Source organism: Ruminococcus sp. Marseille-P6503, from assembly GCF_900604945.1.
Taxonomy (GTDB): Bacteria; Bacillota; Clostridia; order Oscillospirales; family Ruminococcaceae; genus FB2012.
The window spans coordinates 1,236,532-1,251,416 of the sequence record NZ_UWPB01000001.1 but is presented as its reverse complement, the minus strand read 5'-3'; the positions used below and the strand labels follow the sequence as shown (position 1 = coordinate 1,251,416).

Here is a 14,885-nt window from a genome sequence, read left to right as displayed (position 1 = left end):
CTTGTTGGTAAAAAGAATAAAGGAGTGAGGAAAATGCCTGCGGTTACAGTGATACAGCCGACAATAACAGAAGAAAAAACAGCAAAAATGCGCTGCGCCGCCTATTGCAGAGTAAGTTCTGACAGCGAGGATCAGCTTAATTCCTTTATGGCGCAGACAAGGTACTACAGTCAGCTTTTTGAGAATTCAGAAACGGAAGAGCTCATCGACATATATGCCGACGAAGGGATAACGGGAACACGCGAGGACAAGCGCGGCGAGTTTCAGCGGATGATGAAGGACTGCCGCAGAGGTAAGATAGACAGGATCTATACGAAATCTATCAGCAGATTTGCCCGTAATACAAAAGACTGTCTGAAAAATGTAAGAGAACTGAAATCCCTTGGAATAACGATATTTTTTGAAAAAGAAAATATCGATACTGCAAAGATGACCGATGAAATGATGATAACCATTATGGGCGGTCTTGCGCAGGAGGAATCGACTTCGATCTCGCAGAACTTACGTTGGGGAATAAAAAAGCGAATGGAAAACGGCACAATAAAAATGTGTACTCCGCTTTTCGGGTACGACCTTGTAAACGGAGAGTTAGCTTTAAATTCCCAAGAAGCCGAAATAGTCCGGCAGGTATTTGATTGCTATCTGAACGGCAGCGGCACTGCAAAAATAGCTAAAACGCTAAACAGTTTAAACGTCCAAAGGAAAGGCAAACCATGTCATTGGACTGCGGGTACAGTTAAACTAATGCTGACTAATGAAAAATATATCGGAGATCAGCTATTTCAGAAGAAGTATACAACGGATACGCTTCCGTTCAGACAAATGCTGAACAAAGGCGAACGTGAGCAATACTATTATTCACAAAGACATGAACCTATAATTTCAAGAGAAGATTTTGATAAGGTTCAGAAAATTTTAAATGAGCATAAAAAATCATTTAAAGGAATTAAAGACAGTCGGATATTTTCAAAAAAGCTTTACTGCGGAGAATGCGGTTCAACGTTTAAGTTTAAATGTAATATGAATAAAAATTATTGGGTGTGCAGGCTGCATGATACAGAGTCCGACAGATGTTCAAATAAGCAGATTTCAGAGGTAAACGTAATATCAGCATTTATACGTCTATACAACAAGCTGTATTTCAATTACAAAGAGATACTTCTCCCTTTACATACCGCTCTTCAGAATCTTAAGCTCAGAAAGTTCAGCGGTCAGGCTCAGGTAATGGAAGTCCGCAAGGAGATCGCAAAGCTTCGGGAGCAGTCTCATGTTCTCGCGCGGCTGAAAACAAAAGGATTTCTGGACGAGGCAAAATACATTGAGCAGACTGCGGAGCTTACAGCCAAAATCAATAAACTGCAAACGGAGCTGAAAAAGCTTACACGTTCCGACGATGAGTATGAAACGCTTGATCAGATCGAAATGCTGATCGACTTTTTTGAAAAGCAAGATGATCCTATAACTAAGTTTGAAGAATCAGAATTTGAAAGTATTGTTGATAAGATTGTTGTCATAAATCAGCATGAGCTGGAATTTCACTTGATCGGCGGATTGAAGTTTAAAGAAAAAATATAGACCGCATTGACAATTTAGCGTAATTGTGATAAAATATATTCAGGAGGCGATGATTATGGATATGAATATGATCAGACCTGTTTCGGATTTAAGAAACAATTTTGCCGATATTTCAAAGACCGTTCACGAAACCGCACAGCCTGTTTTCCTTACCAAAAACGGTTACGGCGATATGGTAGTTATGAGTATGGAAGCGTTTGAGAAAATGCATTTTGAAAGCGACGTATATTTCAAGCTTACCGAAGCTGAAAGAGAAGCGGAGGAAACCGGCGAGCGCTTTTCTTCAAAGGATGTTTTAAACGCAATGAAAGCGGCGGCGAGAAAAGAATAATGTATACGATCGAGTATTTACCGATAGCCAAAAGTGATATGGTTGACATTGCAAAATATATCGGCGTAAAGCTTGAAAATCCCGAAGCTGCTGAAAGACTGGCTGAGAAAATGATTGAAGCTGCTGAAAAGCTGACGGATATGCCGTATAAGTGTCCGGTGCATATTCCTGTAAAACCGCTGAGGCATGAATACCGCAAGCTCATAGTTCAGAATTATATCATGTTTTATTGGGTCGACGAGGATAAAAAACGCATAACAATAGCAAGGGTTGTTTACACCGGAAGAGATTATGAAAACCTATTATAACGAAATGCCTTATGATAAAAAATCGTAAGGCATTTTTGTTGATATTGGTACTGGATTTCCGCAAAGCCTTGTGGTATCCTTATTGGTTGAAAGGAGTGAAATCAATGCCCAAAAACAGAGTTATCCCGTTTGGTTACTGTATGAGAAACGGAGAAATAACCGCCGAACCAAGGGAAGTTTACGCGGTTGGAGAAATTTTCAGCGAATATCTGAAAGGCGGCAGCTTGCTTCAAATAGCAAAGCTGATGGAATCCGAGAAAATCAGATATACCGCCGATTCTGAAAAATGGAACAAAAACATGGTCAAGCGCATAATTGAAAACGAGAAGTATTTAGGTAACGATAAATATCCGCGGATAATTGACGAAAATATTTTTAAACAGGCAAATGAAAAACGGGTACGGAAAGCCGCTGCACTTAATCTGATATGTGATGATTTAAAGGAAATCAGAAGGATTGCATACTGCGCCGAATGCGGAGGAAAGCTTTTCAGAAAAACTAACGGCAAGGGACGCGAATACTGGAACTGCTCAAACCAAGGCTGCTTTAAATTTGAATATCGGCTGACGGATCAGATGATAATCGGAGCGGTTCTGACTGCAATGAATTCAGTAATCGCAAATCCGAATCTGCTTGACACAAAAGATGAAATTTGCACGTATAAACCGACTTCAAGCATTCTACGTCAGCAGAATGAGATCAGCCGGATGACAGATTCTCCACAGGTGGATTTTGAAAAAGTCAAGGCGGAGATATTCAGACTGGCTGAAATGAAATACGAGCGCTGTACATACAGCGATAAACCGCAGAAAACAGCGGAACTCGTATCCTTACTTGAAAATCATAATCAACTGAATACATTGGATATCGGCTTATTCAAGGCGTGTGTTTCACGGGTTTGGATAAGCCGTTATTGTACCGTAGAGGTCGAACTGATCAACGGAGTAAAAATTAAAAATACTACTGAAAAGAACAATTCTGCTTCAATAAGGAGGGAAAATGATGAACACAGCGCCGAATGTAACGATAATTCCTGCCAAAATACAGACAGCGGAAAATCGTGATAAATATCATCAACTTCGTGTTGCCGCATACTGCCGTGTCAGCACAGAACAGGAGGAACAGCAGAACAGCTATCAGGTGCAGATCGCATACTACGCCGATTTGATTAACAGAAAAAAAGAATGGACTCTGGCCGGAATTTTTGCCGACGAAGGGATCAGCGGTACTCAGACAAAGAAAAGAACGGAGTTCAACCGCATGATCCGTATGTGCAGAAATAAAAAAATTGATCTGGTGATCACCAAATCAATATCAAGATTCGCCCGAAATACAGTTGACTGCCTTGAATATGTCAGACAGCTGAAAGACCTTGGAATCGGAGTAATATTTGAAAAGGAAAACATAAATACTCTGACCATGACTTCGGAATTTATGATAGCTCTGTACGGCAGCTTCGCTCAGGCGGAATCGGAATCAATAAGTAAAAACGTTAGCTGGGGTAAAGAAAAAGCTTACCGTAACGGTAAAGTTCCGTTTCAGTACAAGCATCTGCTGGGGTATAAAAAAGGAGCTGACGGAAAGCCGGAGATAGTTCCCGATGAAGCTGAAACGGTGAGAGTTATATACGATCTCTTCCTTGACGGCTTCAGCATGACCGATATTGCCAATAAGCTGACGCTTTCGGGAAGAAAAACAGCTCACGGAAATACGGAATGGCACAGGGAGATAGTAAGGTCGATACTCAGAAATGAAAAATATGCTGGCGACGCTTTAATGCAAAAAACCTTTACCGTTGACTGTATCACTCACAAGGTAATGAAAAATAACGGAGAGAGGCCCATGTACCTTGTGACCGACCACCACTCCCCAATCGTAGACAGAGATACCTTTAACCGTGTTCAGCAGGAGCTTGCAAGACGTAATTCCAAACGGAAGATTTCGGATAAAACAATCACGGAACAAGGCAAGTATTCAAGCAAATATGCGCTTTCCGAGCTTCTCATCTGCGGAAGCTGCGGAACTCCGTACAGACGGCAGATATGGAACTCAAACGGTAACAGATACGCTGTATGGCGGTGCATAAGCCGACTTGAACACGGAAAAAGATACTGTACTAACTCGCCTACTTTAAAGGAAACAGTTCTGGAAAAAGCTATTCTGAATGCGGTAAACGAGTATTTCAGCTGCCGGGATGAGATAGCAGAAATACTTAAAGCCAATATCGGCAGCGTCTTGGAATATCAGGGGCAGGATGAGATAATATCGATAGAAAACCGCTTAAAGGAAATCGATCGGTCGAGAAACGATCTAATCGGGCTTATAGCTTCCGGCGGCTGCGACGAGGATAAGCTGGACGGCGAATTTGCAAAGCTTTATCAGGAAGAACAAAGTCTTAAGGAACAGAAAGAGGACTTAAAAGAAAAAATGCGTTTATCAGCCGATACGCAGGAAAAAATCGATTCGGCTATGGATATGATAAAGAATGAAAGTCTGAAGCTTGAATTTTTTGATAACGTCATAATCCGGAAGCTTGTAGAATGCATTAAGGTTATAAGCAAGACGGAGCTGCTCATAATTTTCAAGGGCGGGATCGAGGTTCAGGCAGAGATGAAATAAGAATATCGAAATAATTTTCCTCTTGAAAAGCCTAATTTGTTGATATATAATTAAAACATAGTTAAAACTAATTCAATAAAAAACGGATATCCGAAAAGATACCCGTCGAAAGATGTCGTAAAATAAATCGTTTTATGGTTTTTATTGATTTTATTTAACTGTTTACAGTATAACATATTAATTTAATATTTTTGATTTCCAATATACCAAAAATAGGCACGAAATTCTTGCGCAAAATGCACTAATTAAATGTCGGTTTTTGTATATGGTGTAAAAACCTACAATTCGACAAAGGGGAAAAGGAGAATTAATAACTATGTTCAGGCTTTCAGGAAAGAAAAATATGACAATAAGATTCCTTGGGGAACAATGGCTTGAAAATAAAAAGATGACCGTTAAACCGTCTACATATTATAACTATAAAAGGCTTTTGAACGACCATATTTTTGCTGATATCGGGGACAAAAAATATACTGCTCTTGACAAGCAGCATATCAATGAATATATTTCGTCCTTAATGAACAGCGGCAGAAAGGACGGAAAAGGCGGACTTTCCGTCAGTATGACAAGAGATATTATCAAGGCGTTAAGAGCGATCGCAAAATACGCTCAGCTTGAATACGGTCTTAAAAATATCTGCGACGGAATAACCGTTCCGAAAATAAAAAAGCCCGAAGCAAAAACGCTTTCGGACAGGGAACGTAAAAGGCTTGAAAAGTACCTTATTGATAATATATGCTTATGCAACGTCAGCATATTGCTGTGTTTGTATACAGGTTTAAGAATCGGTGAATTATGCGGTCTGCAATGGAAGGACATAGATTTCAGACGGGGCTGTCTTACAGTCAGCAAAACCGTTCAGAGAATATCGCTTGGCAACGGAAAAACCGTTATCTCCATTGATACGCCTAAAACGGACAGCTCTGTCAGGGTAGTTTACATCCCGTTATTTATTATTGAAATGCTGAAAAAGTTCAGGCAGAAGCCTGATATTTTTATTCTTTCCGGCAGGGAAAAACCAACCGAGCCAAGAACATTACAGCATAAATTCAAGAAAATTCTTGCGGTATGTAAAATATCCGATATATCATTCCATGCTCTGCGCCATACCTACGCTACAATGTGCGTGGAAAAACAGTTTGATATTAAGACTTTAAGCGAGCTGCTCGGTCACAGCGACGTCAAAATTACACTCAATACTTATGTCCATTCCTCGGAAAAATTAAAACGCAAATACGTCAATCGGCTGGCGTGTTAGCGCAGCATACGCCTGTTAAGGTTTTTCGTAAAACGATTTAGTGTATGGTATTTCTTATTATATCAAATAATTATTTGATAGGGGAAAATAGAATGTTAATTTTATTTAGCTGTTTGAAGCTTGACAATAGAATATTGTAAAAAGGGCGCTAAAGAAAAATTTTAAAGATAAAAGATAATAAATTTCCGGAAATTATTATATAAGAAAATGCCTTAATAGTGAAAGGAGCAGGGAATGTTAAAAAAGAGACTGTTTTCAATGTTTTCTGCTGCGGCGCTGACTGTAACAATGGCTTTTAATGCGTCGGTAAGCGTGTCAGCAGAAAAGGACATGAATATTAACGGAACGTATAATCAGGGCACAACGATCAGTACGTTTCTAAAGGAAAATTACGAAGGCTACGGCTCAATAGAGCTTGGCTACGAGTATCTTTCCATACCGGAAACACCGTCCGCAACATTCGGTCTGATAGCATTTGATACGGAATGGGGAGGCTGGACTACTACTTCTGTAGGACAAAGCAACCCGGAATTAGGCGTGGATTATACGAGCATTGTCGGTATTGAACAAATAGAATCAACGCTTAATACAGGAAAAGACGCTTACGGCTTTAATCTTATAACGGACAATTTCGGAGAAGGATCAGTAAAACTAAATTATGTCAGGCTAAATGACAAGCAAGGAAAAGAAGCTGAAATAACCGGAGAATGGACAAAGGGAACAGCTTCGGCTATGACTGTAACAGGAGATACCGATATAAAGGTTGACGCCAATGAATATAACATATATATGTCGGGATTCTCGACCTATGGATTTACCAATCCGACAGTAGACGTTACAGTAACCTACAATGCACAGGCTGAGGGCTACAAGGAAGCCGCTTTGTATTACGTTGATAACTATAATACTTCGACGGAAACATGGACGCCTGTAGATTCCGATACATATAAGGCGGTTGAAGCGAACAAGACAGTAACTTACTCGTTTAAAGTTGACGATACCCGTCATTCGCTGTTCGCTTGCTTCGACGCTTGTACGGTAACGAAAATAGAAATTTATGATAAAGTACCTGATGATATTGTCATCACAGGCAATTGGACAAAGGGTACTGAATCAATTATGACAAGCAGCGATCCGAATGTCTGGCTTTATGCGGGACCTGATAACATTTATGTGTTTAATTTCACATTGGACGGTTATCTGAATCCAACAGTTGAGGTGACGGCAAATTATACGTCAATTCCGGCAGACGGAAGCTATATGCAGGCTGAGCTGTACAGCGGAGGCGCTAAAATTGCGGGAGATTACGTTCCGGTTACGGAAACAGGCGAAAAGGTGTATAATTTTGATATAAGCAGACAGCTTACATCATTTAACGTATGCTTTGACGGCTGCACAGTGACAAAGGTAAGAATTTATGACAATCGTTCACAGGTGCCTGAAATCATTATGAATAAAACTGCTTCTCAGTTAGTTCCGATGATGGGCAAGGCGTGGAACTTAGGTAATGCGCTTGACTGCGCTACTAACGGTACAGTCGGTGAAACCCTGTGGAATAATAAAGTACCTGTAATCAAGGAACTGTTTGATCTTGTTAAGGCAAGTGGCTTTGGAACAGTAAGAATCCCTGTGTCTTACATGGACAAGATTGTTCAGACTTCCGATGGAACGTACACTATCGATTCAGAATATATGGCAAGAGTAAAACAGGTAGTGGACGCAGCTCTTGACGCGGGACTTTTTGTAATCGTTAACATTCATCATGACGGAAGCGACGGAGTTCAGAGCAAGTGGATAGACATAGGTAAAACCGGAACTGAATTTGAAGCTGTTAAAACAAAGTTCTCTGACGTATGGACTGAGATTGCCGGAACTTTTGCAGATTACGATCAGCATTTGATATTTGAGAGCATGAACGAAGTTATGATACACGGACAGGAAAATACGGCTTCTTCATCTGCTTATGCAAATATCAACACGCTTAATCAGGCTTTTGTAACGGCGGTAAGAGGCGTTGACGGAAATTCAGACAGATGTCTGCTTATACCGGGTTACAATACAAATATTGACGCGACTGTAAGCGGTCAGTTCAAAAAACCTGATGATACAACCGAAAACAAGCTTATGCTTTCCGTTCATTATTATGATCCATACAACTTTACTCTGAATGAACAGGGTACAGACGAATGGGATTTTGACACAGATTATATGGAAGGTCAGCTGCAGAAAATTTCTACATTTGCAAACGGACTGAATATGCCTGTTGTTCTTGGAGAATACGGAGCTATTTATAAGGGTAATGATGATTATAGAGCTTATTATATTGGAAACTTAAATTTAATAGCTAAATCATATAATATAGTTACTGCTTATTGGGATAACGGATATACCGGACAATATGGTTTCGCTTTATTTGATAGAACTAATAATACTATAACGGCAACGGGACAAGTATTATTAAACGCTATTTTAGGATAGCTTAAGGATAAAATAATTTAAAACGGCATTTGTTATATTAATAACAAGTGCCGTTTTTGTGATATGGGAGGGTAAATATGAAAAAACTAAAAGCTCTAAAACGTGCATTAGGCGTTTTGCTTGTGGGACTGATCGGAGTTAATTCTATTGGATTTTCTGCAATAGCGGAAAGTACAGATTACTCTGGTAATTTTACTTATACGGTTGAAAATGGAGTAGCAACAATAGCGACTTTCGATAATACCGTTACAGATGTAACATTACCAAGCGAAATAGTAATTGACGGTATTACTTACAAAGCCGATAATGAAACGCTCGTTATAGGACAATCGTTATTCAGAACAACCAGTAGTCAAACATTTTCGATAGAAAAGCTGATTATACCGAAAGGATATAAGGCTATACCTAAATATATTTGCAGAGAAACAGTAACATTAAAATGCGCAGTAATTGAATATACCGGAGATGATCTAAAATTTGATTCGTATGGATTTAATAATTGTACCGGATTAGAACAATTATATATATACGCTAATTCAATTAGTGAGCCGTCAATTACTGTTAAGAGTTCGTTATTCAAAAATGTTCCCTCAACAGCGACAGCATATGTAAAGAATGATAATGTAAAATCTACAATGGAATCATTAAAATGGCCCGGGGTTATTATGATTGATCCGTCTTTAGGGGAAGAGGATTCCGGTGTAAATAAAACAGCGCTTGAAAGTAAAATTGAAGAGGCAGAAGCATTCTTGGCAGAAATAGATAAATCACAGTACAATAATGTAGAAGCTCTGGAAACAGAGCTTGAAGAAGCAAAAACAGTATATAACAATGAATCTGCAACACAGGACGATGTAAATAATGCGCTTCTTGATTTATTAACAGCGCTGACTAACGTTGTGAAAAAAACAGATAAAACAGCTTTGGCAGCCAAAATATCCGAGATAGAAAGCTTTCTGTCGGGAATTGATAAAACAAAATATGTAAATATATCCCTGCTTGAAAAGGAACTTGAAAACGCCAAAGCTCTGTATAATAATGATAAGGCGACGCAGGAAGAAGTCAACAACGAAGTTGAAGCCCTGATAACGGCTCGGAATGACGTTAAGGAAATTCCTCAGACCGTAAAGGGTAATCTTCTGAAAGCGGTAACGAATTACGAAAGCTGGTATGCTGAGCTTTCCGCAGACGATTATACGGCTTCAAGCTTATCAAGTGCAAACGCTTTGTATACAAGAGCTAATAATATGCTTCAGGGAAAAGGAAATACCATATTTGCGACACAGGAAGAAATAGACCAGATGACAAAGGAAATGAATGATTTCAGAAATCTTCTTGTAAAAAACGACGCAAGCGAACAGAAAGCGGCTCTCGAAAGTCTGATAGCTTCTGCTGAAAAAATAGAAAACAGCAATTATTCCTCAGCAAGCTGGGAAGCTTTGCAGACAGCTATTTTATCAGCAAAGGAAACTGCTTCGGCAGATAAGCTCAGGTCTGAATATAATGCTGAAAGCGAGGCGCTTCAAAAAGCGATTGACGGACTTACGACAAAAACAGATACAAAGGAAGAAGCCGGAGATCCGTTCGCAAAAATATATACAGGCGGAAAAGAGGTAACAGCGGCGGACTTTACCGCTGATGAAAATACAGCGGGAGCGACGAAAATAAGAATAACCTTTGATTGTGCCGAAGATGTTTCGTTCAATCCTTATTGTACAATAGAAGTTAAGGCGGCAATAAACGGAGCAGAGGATTATATGAAATTCACCGGAACGGACAATTCATACACTAACGGAGCTGAAGGCTGTACAGTCGATCTTCCTTTAACCTCCGCAATAAAATCCGGCGACAGCATAAAAATATTTGCAAGCACATATTCATGGGAATCGGCTGCCGATTATGTATTCGCGGTAACAAAAATAGAGCTTATAGACGATATGGGCACAGCGCTGAAAACCGTAACCGACAGAACTATCGCGCTTGACGAACTGAAAGCGGCAATAGCGGAAGCTGAAAAAATTGAAGCTTCTGATTACACCGAGGACAGCTATGCGGAACTGACAACAGCTTTGACAGCGGCAAAGGAATTGCCGGAGGATTCTGAAAAGGCAGATATCGAAGCCGCTAAAACAGCGCTTGAAACGGCTGTTGCGGGTCTGGTTGAAAAGACGGACGTTTCCTCGTCAGAGCCTTCATCAGAATCAACTCCTGATTCAGAATCAACGCCAGATTCCGAAAGCTCGTCCGATACAGACGCAGATTCGTCATCAAAAACAGACGATGAATCAAGCTCAAAGACCGATGATTCGTCAAGCAAAACCGACGATTCGTCAAACGACATCACGTCAAAGACGGATTCCGCCGGCTCCGACAGTAAGGCGGGGATAACAGAAAATGCCAATAACTCAGGAGCCGGCGGAACGTCAAACCCCAACACCGGAGCAGCTTCGGCTGCGGCAGCGGGAATAATTCTGTTGTCAGCAATCGGCGTTATCGCCTCAAGAAAGAAGTAACCTCCTTTACATCTTCATGGTTTATTTCAATGCTTCCGACTTGACTTTAGCGCTGAAAGCAAAAACAAGGGTACAGTTATCTGTGCCCTTGTTTTATTAACTTCGGCTCCACTGGGACCGAAGTAAAATTTACTTTTATAAAGCTTGCAATGATTGGCATAGTATGATATAATGAAGTTAGAAAAAGGACGGAAAACAGACGTAACGGAGGCTGAACCATAGTCAATAATCTGGACAGAAAAAGGCGAAAAGGATTAAGATTGAAGTAAAGATTTTTCAAATTGAACGGGCGACAAGTAATTAATAGACGAGTGAACGCGATTACGATTATAAAAGCCATTAATATAATCAAAAAGTCTGATTTTAGCCTCGTCGAAAGAAGAATAGTGTTTCAGGTAGACTTCTTCCTTCTTCAAAACAGAATGAAAAGATTCCATGGGAGCGTTATCAAAAGGACAGCCTTTTTTACTGTATGAAAGCCTGAAGCCCATCCTCTCGGCGGCCGCAATATATTCAGAAGAAGTATACTGGCTTCCGCGATCGCTGTGAAGAATAACATTATTCGGATAGTTCTGATTTTGCCATGCTTTTGTAAGCGCGGAAATAACAAGAGAACGATCCATTTTTCTTCCATAACTGTAACCGACGATTTTTCTTGTACAAACATCCAGAACGCTCGCAAGGTAAGTCCAGCCATGCTTTACGGTGTGGATATACGTAATATCTGAAAGCCATATCTGATTTGGCTTTTGAGCGGAAAAATTCTGATTCACCAGATTTTTAAGTTCAGAATGTTCATTTTGCTTATTTCGGTAATTCTTGAATTTTCTGATAGTTACAGATCTGATACCGAGCTGTTTCATAAGTCTTGAAACACGGTTTACACTTAATTTCGGATAACCGTTGTCTCGCAATATACGGGTGATTTTTATGCATCCATATACTTTTCGATTATCACAGTAAATTTTGAATATTTTTGACTTAAGAGTATTGTTTTCTATTTCACGGCCGGACGCTTTATGATTTAAAATGCTGTAATATGTGCTTCTGGCTACCTTCAAAACTTTGCACAGAAGTTTGATGGAATGCTCCTTTGAAAGCCGGGTAATCAGTTCGACTCTTTCCCGGATTCCCTTGAGAAGATAGCCATCGCTTTTTTTAATATGATATTTTCCTCCTCAAGCAAGGCTAATTTCTTTTGCATTTTTTTGATTTCAGCCATGGTCATGGTTTCAGTTTCTGAAACCTGGACTTTTGTATATTTTTTGATCCATTTATGCAACGTGGAACTGCTCATTCCGTATTCTTTGCATATCTGCGCGCTGCTTTTTCCGGATTCATACAAGCTTACTATGCTTTGCTTGAATTCCTCTGTATACTTGGTGTTTTCCATGTGATTCTCTCCTTTTTTATTATTATACCTCTTTCGTATTTTGCTGTCCACTTTTTTAGTATAGCACCAAAGTGCGCGATACACTTTTTTGAGCTTAAAAAGATAAACAAGAAAATAAATAAGAATAACCGCATGGAGCTGTGGCTCCAACTGATAAACGCGGAGAGCGAGGAGGAACTGGAAATGCTGAGACAGACAAATGTGCCGGAGATACAGAAAGCGGTAATGGTAATACACCAGATGAGCGAGGATGAAAAGATACAGGAGCTTGCGAGATTAAGAGAAAAGGCGCTGCACGATGAAGCCAGCGCGTTAGGTCATGCAAGGCGTGAGGGCGAGCAGATAGGTATGGAAAAAGGCGAAAGAATCGGCATAGAAAAAGGCGAAAGAATCGGCATAGAAAAAGGCGAAAGAATTGGTATAGAAAAAGGTAAAGAAGAAGAAAGAGCCAATATCGCAGCAAGGTTAAAAGAGCTTGGCTTGTCGGACGATATGATAAAAGCCGCTCTTAATAAATAACAGAAACAAAAGGATACAGCTAAAATAAACGCTGTATCCTTAATTTTATCCAAATTACCTTTTCCCCTCAACAAACCATCTTGGCTCCTCATAATACAAATAGGACCGCTGACCTGAAATGCGGCAGGTATACCTCATTCCGATACCTCCCGCTTTAAGACTTGCCGCCCTGCGTTTGTCAAGAATTCTGTCGATCTCATAAACCGTACCGTCCTCCCATGTTACGGAAAGCGGAGTTATGTTTCCCTCTGTATCAAACTTTGCCGTTACCTCAACATAAACCTTTCTTACCATATTATCACCGTAATTAGTATTACTTTTTACGGAATAGATATACCCAATTAACGTAGATATGAAATGAAAATATACGTTAACAACTCAAAACCTCGTTACATTTTAACAGGTAACTGTATAAAATAATATCAAGGAGGTATTTATGATGAAAAATAACAATAACTATGGTTACATGACCGATTGCAGAGAAATTCCGATTTCTTTTCCGCCGCAGCGCCAGAATAAGCAGCCCGGACTGGAATACTTAATGAAACCCAGACCAATTTCTGAATGCGGTAAAAGCTGCCGCAAGCTTGAAAATAAAACCGCTTTGATTACCGGAGGAGACAGCGGCATAGGAAGAGCTGTTGCGTATGATTTTGTAAAAGAAGGAGCAAACGCCGCGATTGTTTACTATGACGAGGAACAAGACGCAAAGGAAACAGCCGAAAGAATAAAACAGCTTGGAGGAAAGTGCCTACTTATACAAGGAGATTTAAAGAATCCCCAATTTGCCAAACAATGCGTAGAAAAAACAGTAGACTGTTTTGGCAAGCTTGATATTCTGGTTAATAATCATGCAGTTCAGTTTGTTCAGAGAAGTATTCTTGATATTTCTCATGAACAGCTTGAATTGACTTTCAGAAATAATGTATTTTCATTCTTTTATCTTATACAATACGCTCTGCCTTACATGAGAAAGGGATGCTGCATAATAAATACTGCGTCTGTAACTGCATACCAAGGTAATAAGGATCTAATTGATTACAGCTCGACTAAAGGCGCGATAGTATCTTTGACAAGATCGCTCTCACAGTCGCTTGCAGAAAAAGGAATAAGAGTCAACGCGGTTGCTCCCGGTCCTATTTGGACACCGCTGATACCTGCATCGTTTTCAGCTGAAGAAGTAAAGACCTTCGGCGCTAAAACATCAAAGGTACCTATGATGAGAGCTGGTCAGCCCTGTGAGGTTTCGCCATGCTATGTATTTCTTGCTTCTGACGATTCAAGCTACATGACTGGTCAGGTGCTTCATCCAAACGGAGGAACAATAGTAGGATCATGAGCCGTTATAAAATCAGAAAGAATAATTATGTTAGGATTTGACGACTCTAACGCAGTGTGAACCCTTAGGTCCAAACTGCGTTGATTTTTATGATGAGAATTCTGTAGATGCGGGATTTTCAGCATTTTATATTATTGGACAAAATTCGCTTTATAAAATAAAAAAACTAAATTTCAGAAAGAAAAAGCAAAAACCTGAAATCCGAACCCTTTAGTCCACTTTTATCATTCATCTATTTTGTCAGTGCTTGACAATCCTATCGCTGACAGCGAATACCCGTCATCATTTTGTGGTGACGGGTAATTTTATGCCGTTGGGTAAATATCTATTTTATAGTCAGTCACAGCACCATAATTTAAACGCCGATCCTGATATCATCGTATCAAAATCGGCGTTCAGTTTTTAAGCGGAAAAAACGAAATAAAAATATGCGGAAGAGAGGATAAGAATGCGATTGTCCCCGAGCAGCGTATTATGCGAGCGGTCAAACGACAGACTGCGGCTCTCTTCCTCAGGCGTTTCTCACGCGGCAGTTGTTGAAAACAGCGGTTT

The 14,885-nt window shown here is 39.9% G+C and carries 13 protein-coding genes; 10 read left to right on the top strand and 3 right to left on the bottom strand.

Translation table 11 applies throughout. The features are described 5' to 3' along the window. Positions 1-33 precede the first annotated feature (33 nt). The 8 genes from EIH25_RS05795 (at position 34) to EIH25_RS05760 (ending at position 11,082) form a co-directional block, all read left to right on the top strand. Positions 34-1,575 carry a recombinase family protein gene (locus EIH25_RS05795; RefSeq protein ID WP_124099475.1) on the top strand — a complete coding sequence of 514 codons (1,542 nt, stop codon included), beginning with the start codon at positions 34-36 and terminating at the stop codon, positions 1,573-1,575. Between the two features lie 55 nt (positions 1,576-1,630). Then, a complete protein-coding gene (locus tag EIH25_RS05790; RefSeq protein ID WP_243113091.1) occupies positions 1,631-1,906 on the top strand; it encodes a type II toxin-antitoxin system Phd/YefM family antitoxin in 276 nt (91 codons plus the stop codon). Further along, the gene (locus EIH25_RS05785; RefSeq protein WP_124099473.1) at positions 1,906-2,214 is read left to right on the top strand and encodes a type II toxin-antitoxin system RelE/ParE family toxin; all 309 of its coding nucleotides are present in this window, start codon (positions 1,906-1,908) and stop codon (positions 2,212-2,214) included. Before EIH25_RS05790 ends, EIH25_RS05785 begins: the two co-directional genes overlap by 1 nt. Before the next feature lie 104 nt (positions 2,215-2,318). Continuing rightward, the gene (locus EIH25_RS05780) at positions 2,319-3,278 is read left to right on the top strand and encodes a recombinase family protein (protein WP_164489167.1); all 960 of its coding nucleotides are present in this window, start codon (positions 2,319-2,321) and stop codon (positions 3,276-3,278) included. Next, complete coding sequence (locus EIH25_RS05775; RefSeq protein WP_243113090.1) at positions 3,214-4,833, top strand: recombinase family protein; 1,620 nt, start codon at positions 3,214-3,216, stop codon at positions 4,831-4,833. The genes EIH25_RS05780 and EIH25_RS05775 overlap by 65 nt, the downstream gene beginning before the upstream one ends. A 316-nt stretch (positions 4,834-5,149) precedes the next feature. Beyond that, positions 5,150-6,091, top strand: a complete 942-nt coding sequence (locus tag EIH25_RS05770) for a site-specific integrase (RefSeq protein WP_124099469.1) — start codon at positions 5,150-5,152, stop codon at positions 6,089-6,091. A gap of 234 nt (positions 6,092-6,325) precedes the next feature. Next, the gene (locus tag EIH25_RS05765) at positions 6,326-8,569 is read left to right on the top strand and encodes a glycoside hydrolase family 5 protein (RefSeq protein ID WP_124099467.1); all 2,244 of its coding nucleotides are present in this window, start codon (positions 6,326-6,328) and stop codon (positions 8,567-8,569) included. A 77-nt stretch (positions 8,570-8,646) separates the two neighbouring features. Then, the gene (locus tag EIH25_RS05760; protein WP_124099465.1) at positions 8,647-11,082 is read left to right on the top strand and encodes an FIVAR domain-containing protein; all 2,436 of its coding nucleotides are present in this window, start codon (positions 8,647-8,649) and stop codon (positions 11,080-11,082) included. Positions 11,083-11,336: 254 nt separating this feature from the next. Here the strand turns inward: EIH25_RS05760 and EIH25_RS05755 are convergent, their stop codons facing one another. Beyond that, positions 11,337-12,191, bottom strand: coding sequence for an IS3 family transposase (locus tag EIH25_RS05755; RefSeq protein WP_243113100.1), 855 nt, complete (start codon positions 12,189-12,191; stop codon positions 11,337-11,339). Next, positions 12,191-12,475, bottom strand: coding sequence for a transposase (locus tag EIH25_RS05750; RefSeq protein ID WP_124099461.1), 285 nt, complete (start codon positions 12,473-12,475; stop codon positions 12,191-12,193). Before EIH25_RS05750 ends, EIH25_RS05755 begins: the two co-directional genes overlap by 1 nt. On the opposite strand from EIH25_RS05750, the gene EIH25_RS05745 reads away from it, so the two are divergent. Beyond that, positions 12,359-12,994, top strand: a complete 636-nt coding sequence (locus EIH25_RS05745; RefSeq protein ID WP_124099459.1) for a PD-(D/E)XK nuclease family transposase — start codon at positions 12,359-12,361, stop codon at positions 12,992-12,994. The two genes, EIH25_RS05750 and EIH25_RS05745, sit on opposite strands and share 117 nt — an antisense overlap. A gap of 54 nt (positions 12,995-13,048) precedes the next feature. Here the strand turns inward: EIH25_RS05745 and EIH25_RS05740 are convergent, their stop codons facing one another. Next, positions 13,049-13,288 carry a hypothetical protein gene (locus EIH25_RS05740; protein WP_124099457.1) on the bottom strand — a complete coding sequence of 80 codons (240 nt, stop codon included), beginning with the start codon at positions 13,286-13,288 and terminating at the stop codon, positions 13,049-13,051. A gap of 142 nt (positions 13,289-13,430) precedes the next feature. Between EIH25_RS05740 and EIH25_RS05735 the strand changes: the two genes are divergently transcribed. Beyond that, entirely contained in the window at positions 13,431-14,333 is a 903-nt protein-coding gene (locus EIH25_RS05735) for an SDR family oxidoreductase (protein WP_124099444.1), read from the top strand. Positions 14,334-14,885: the final 552 nt, after the last annotated feature.

Excerpts from the sequence above, each read along its gene's own strand:
- EIH25_RS05790 (WP_243113091.1), top strand. The coding sequence starts at position 1,631 with ATGGATATGAATATGATCAGACCTGTTTCGGATTTAAGAAACAATTTT.
- EIH25_RS05745 (WP_124099459.1), top strand. The coding sequence starts at position 12,359 with ATGCAACGTGGAACTGCTCATTCCGTATTCTTTGCATATCTGCGCGCT.
- EIH25_RS05780 (WP_164489167.1), top strand. The coding sequence starts at position 2,319 with ATGCCCAAAAACAGAGTTATCCCGTTTGGTTACTGTATGAGAAACGGA.
- EIH25_RS05770 (WP_124099469.1), top strand. The coding sequence starts at position 5,150 with ATGTTCAGGCTTTCAGGAAAGAAAAATATGACAATAAGATTCCTTGGG.
- EIH25_RS05735 (WP_124099444.1), top strand. The coding sequence starts at position 13,431 with ATGATGAAAAATAACAATAACTATGGTTACATGACCGATTGCAGAGAA.
- EIH25_RS05750 (WP_124099461.1), bottom strand. The coding sequence starts at position 12,475 with ATGGAAAACACCAAGTATACAGAGGAATTCAAGCAAAGCATAGTAAGC.
- EIH25_RS05775 (WP_243113090.1), top strand. The coding sequence starts at position 3,214 with ATGATGAACACAGCGCCGAATGTAACGATAATTCCTGCCAAAATACAG.
- EIH25_RS05760 (WP_124099465.1), top strand. The coding sequence starts at position 8,647 with ATGAAAAAACTAAAAGCTCTAAAACGTGCATTAGGCGTTTTGCTTGTG.
- EIH25_RS05740 (WP_124099457.1), bottom strand. The coding sequence starts at position 13,288 with ATGGTAAGAAAGGTTTATGTTGAGGTAACGGCAAAGTTTGATACAGAG.
- EIH25_RS05785 (WP_124099473.1), top strand. The coding sequence starts at position 1,906 with ATGTATACGATCGAGTATTTACCGATAGCCAAAAGTGATATGGTTGAC.
- EIH25_RS05795 (WP_124099475.1), top strand. The coding sequence starts at position 34 with ATGCCTGCGGTTACAGTGATACAGCCGACAATAACAGAAGAAAAAACA.
- EIH25_RS05765 (WP_124099467.1), top strand. The coding sequence starts at position 6,326 with ATGTTAAAAAAGAGACTGTTTTCAATGTTTTCTGCTGCGGCGCTGACT.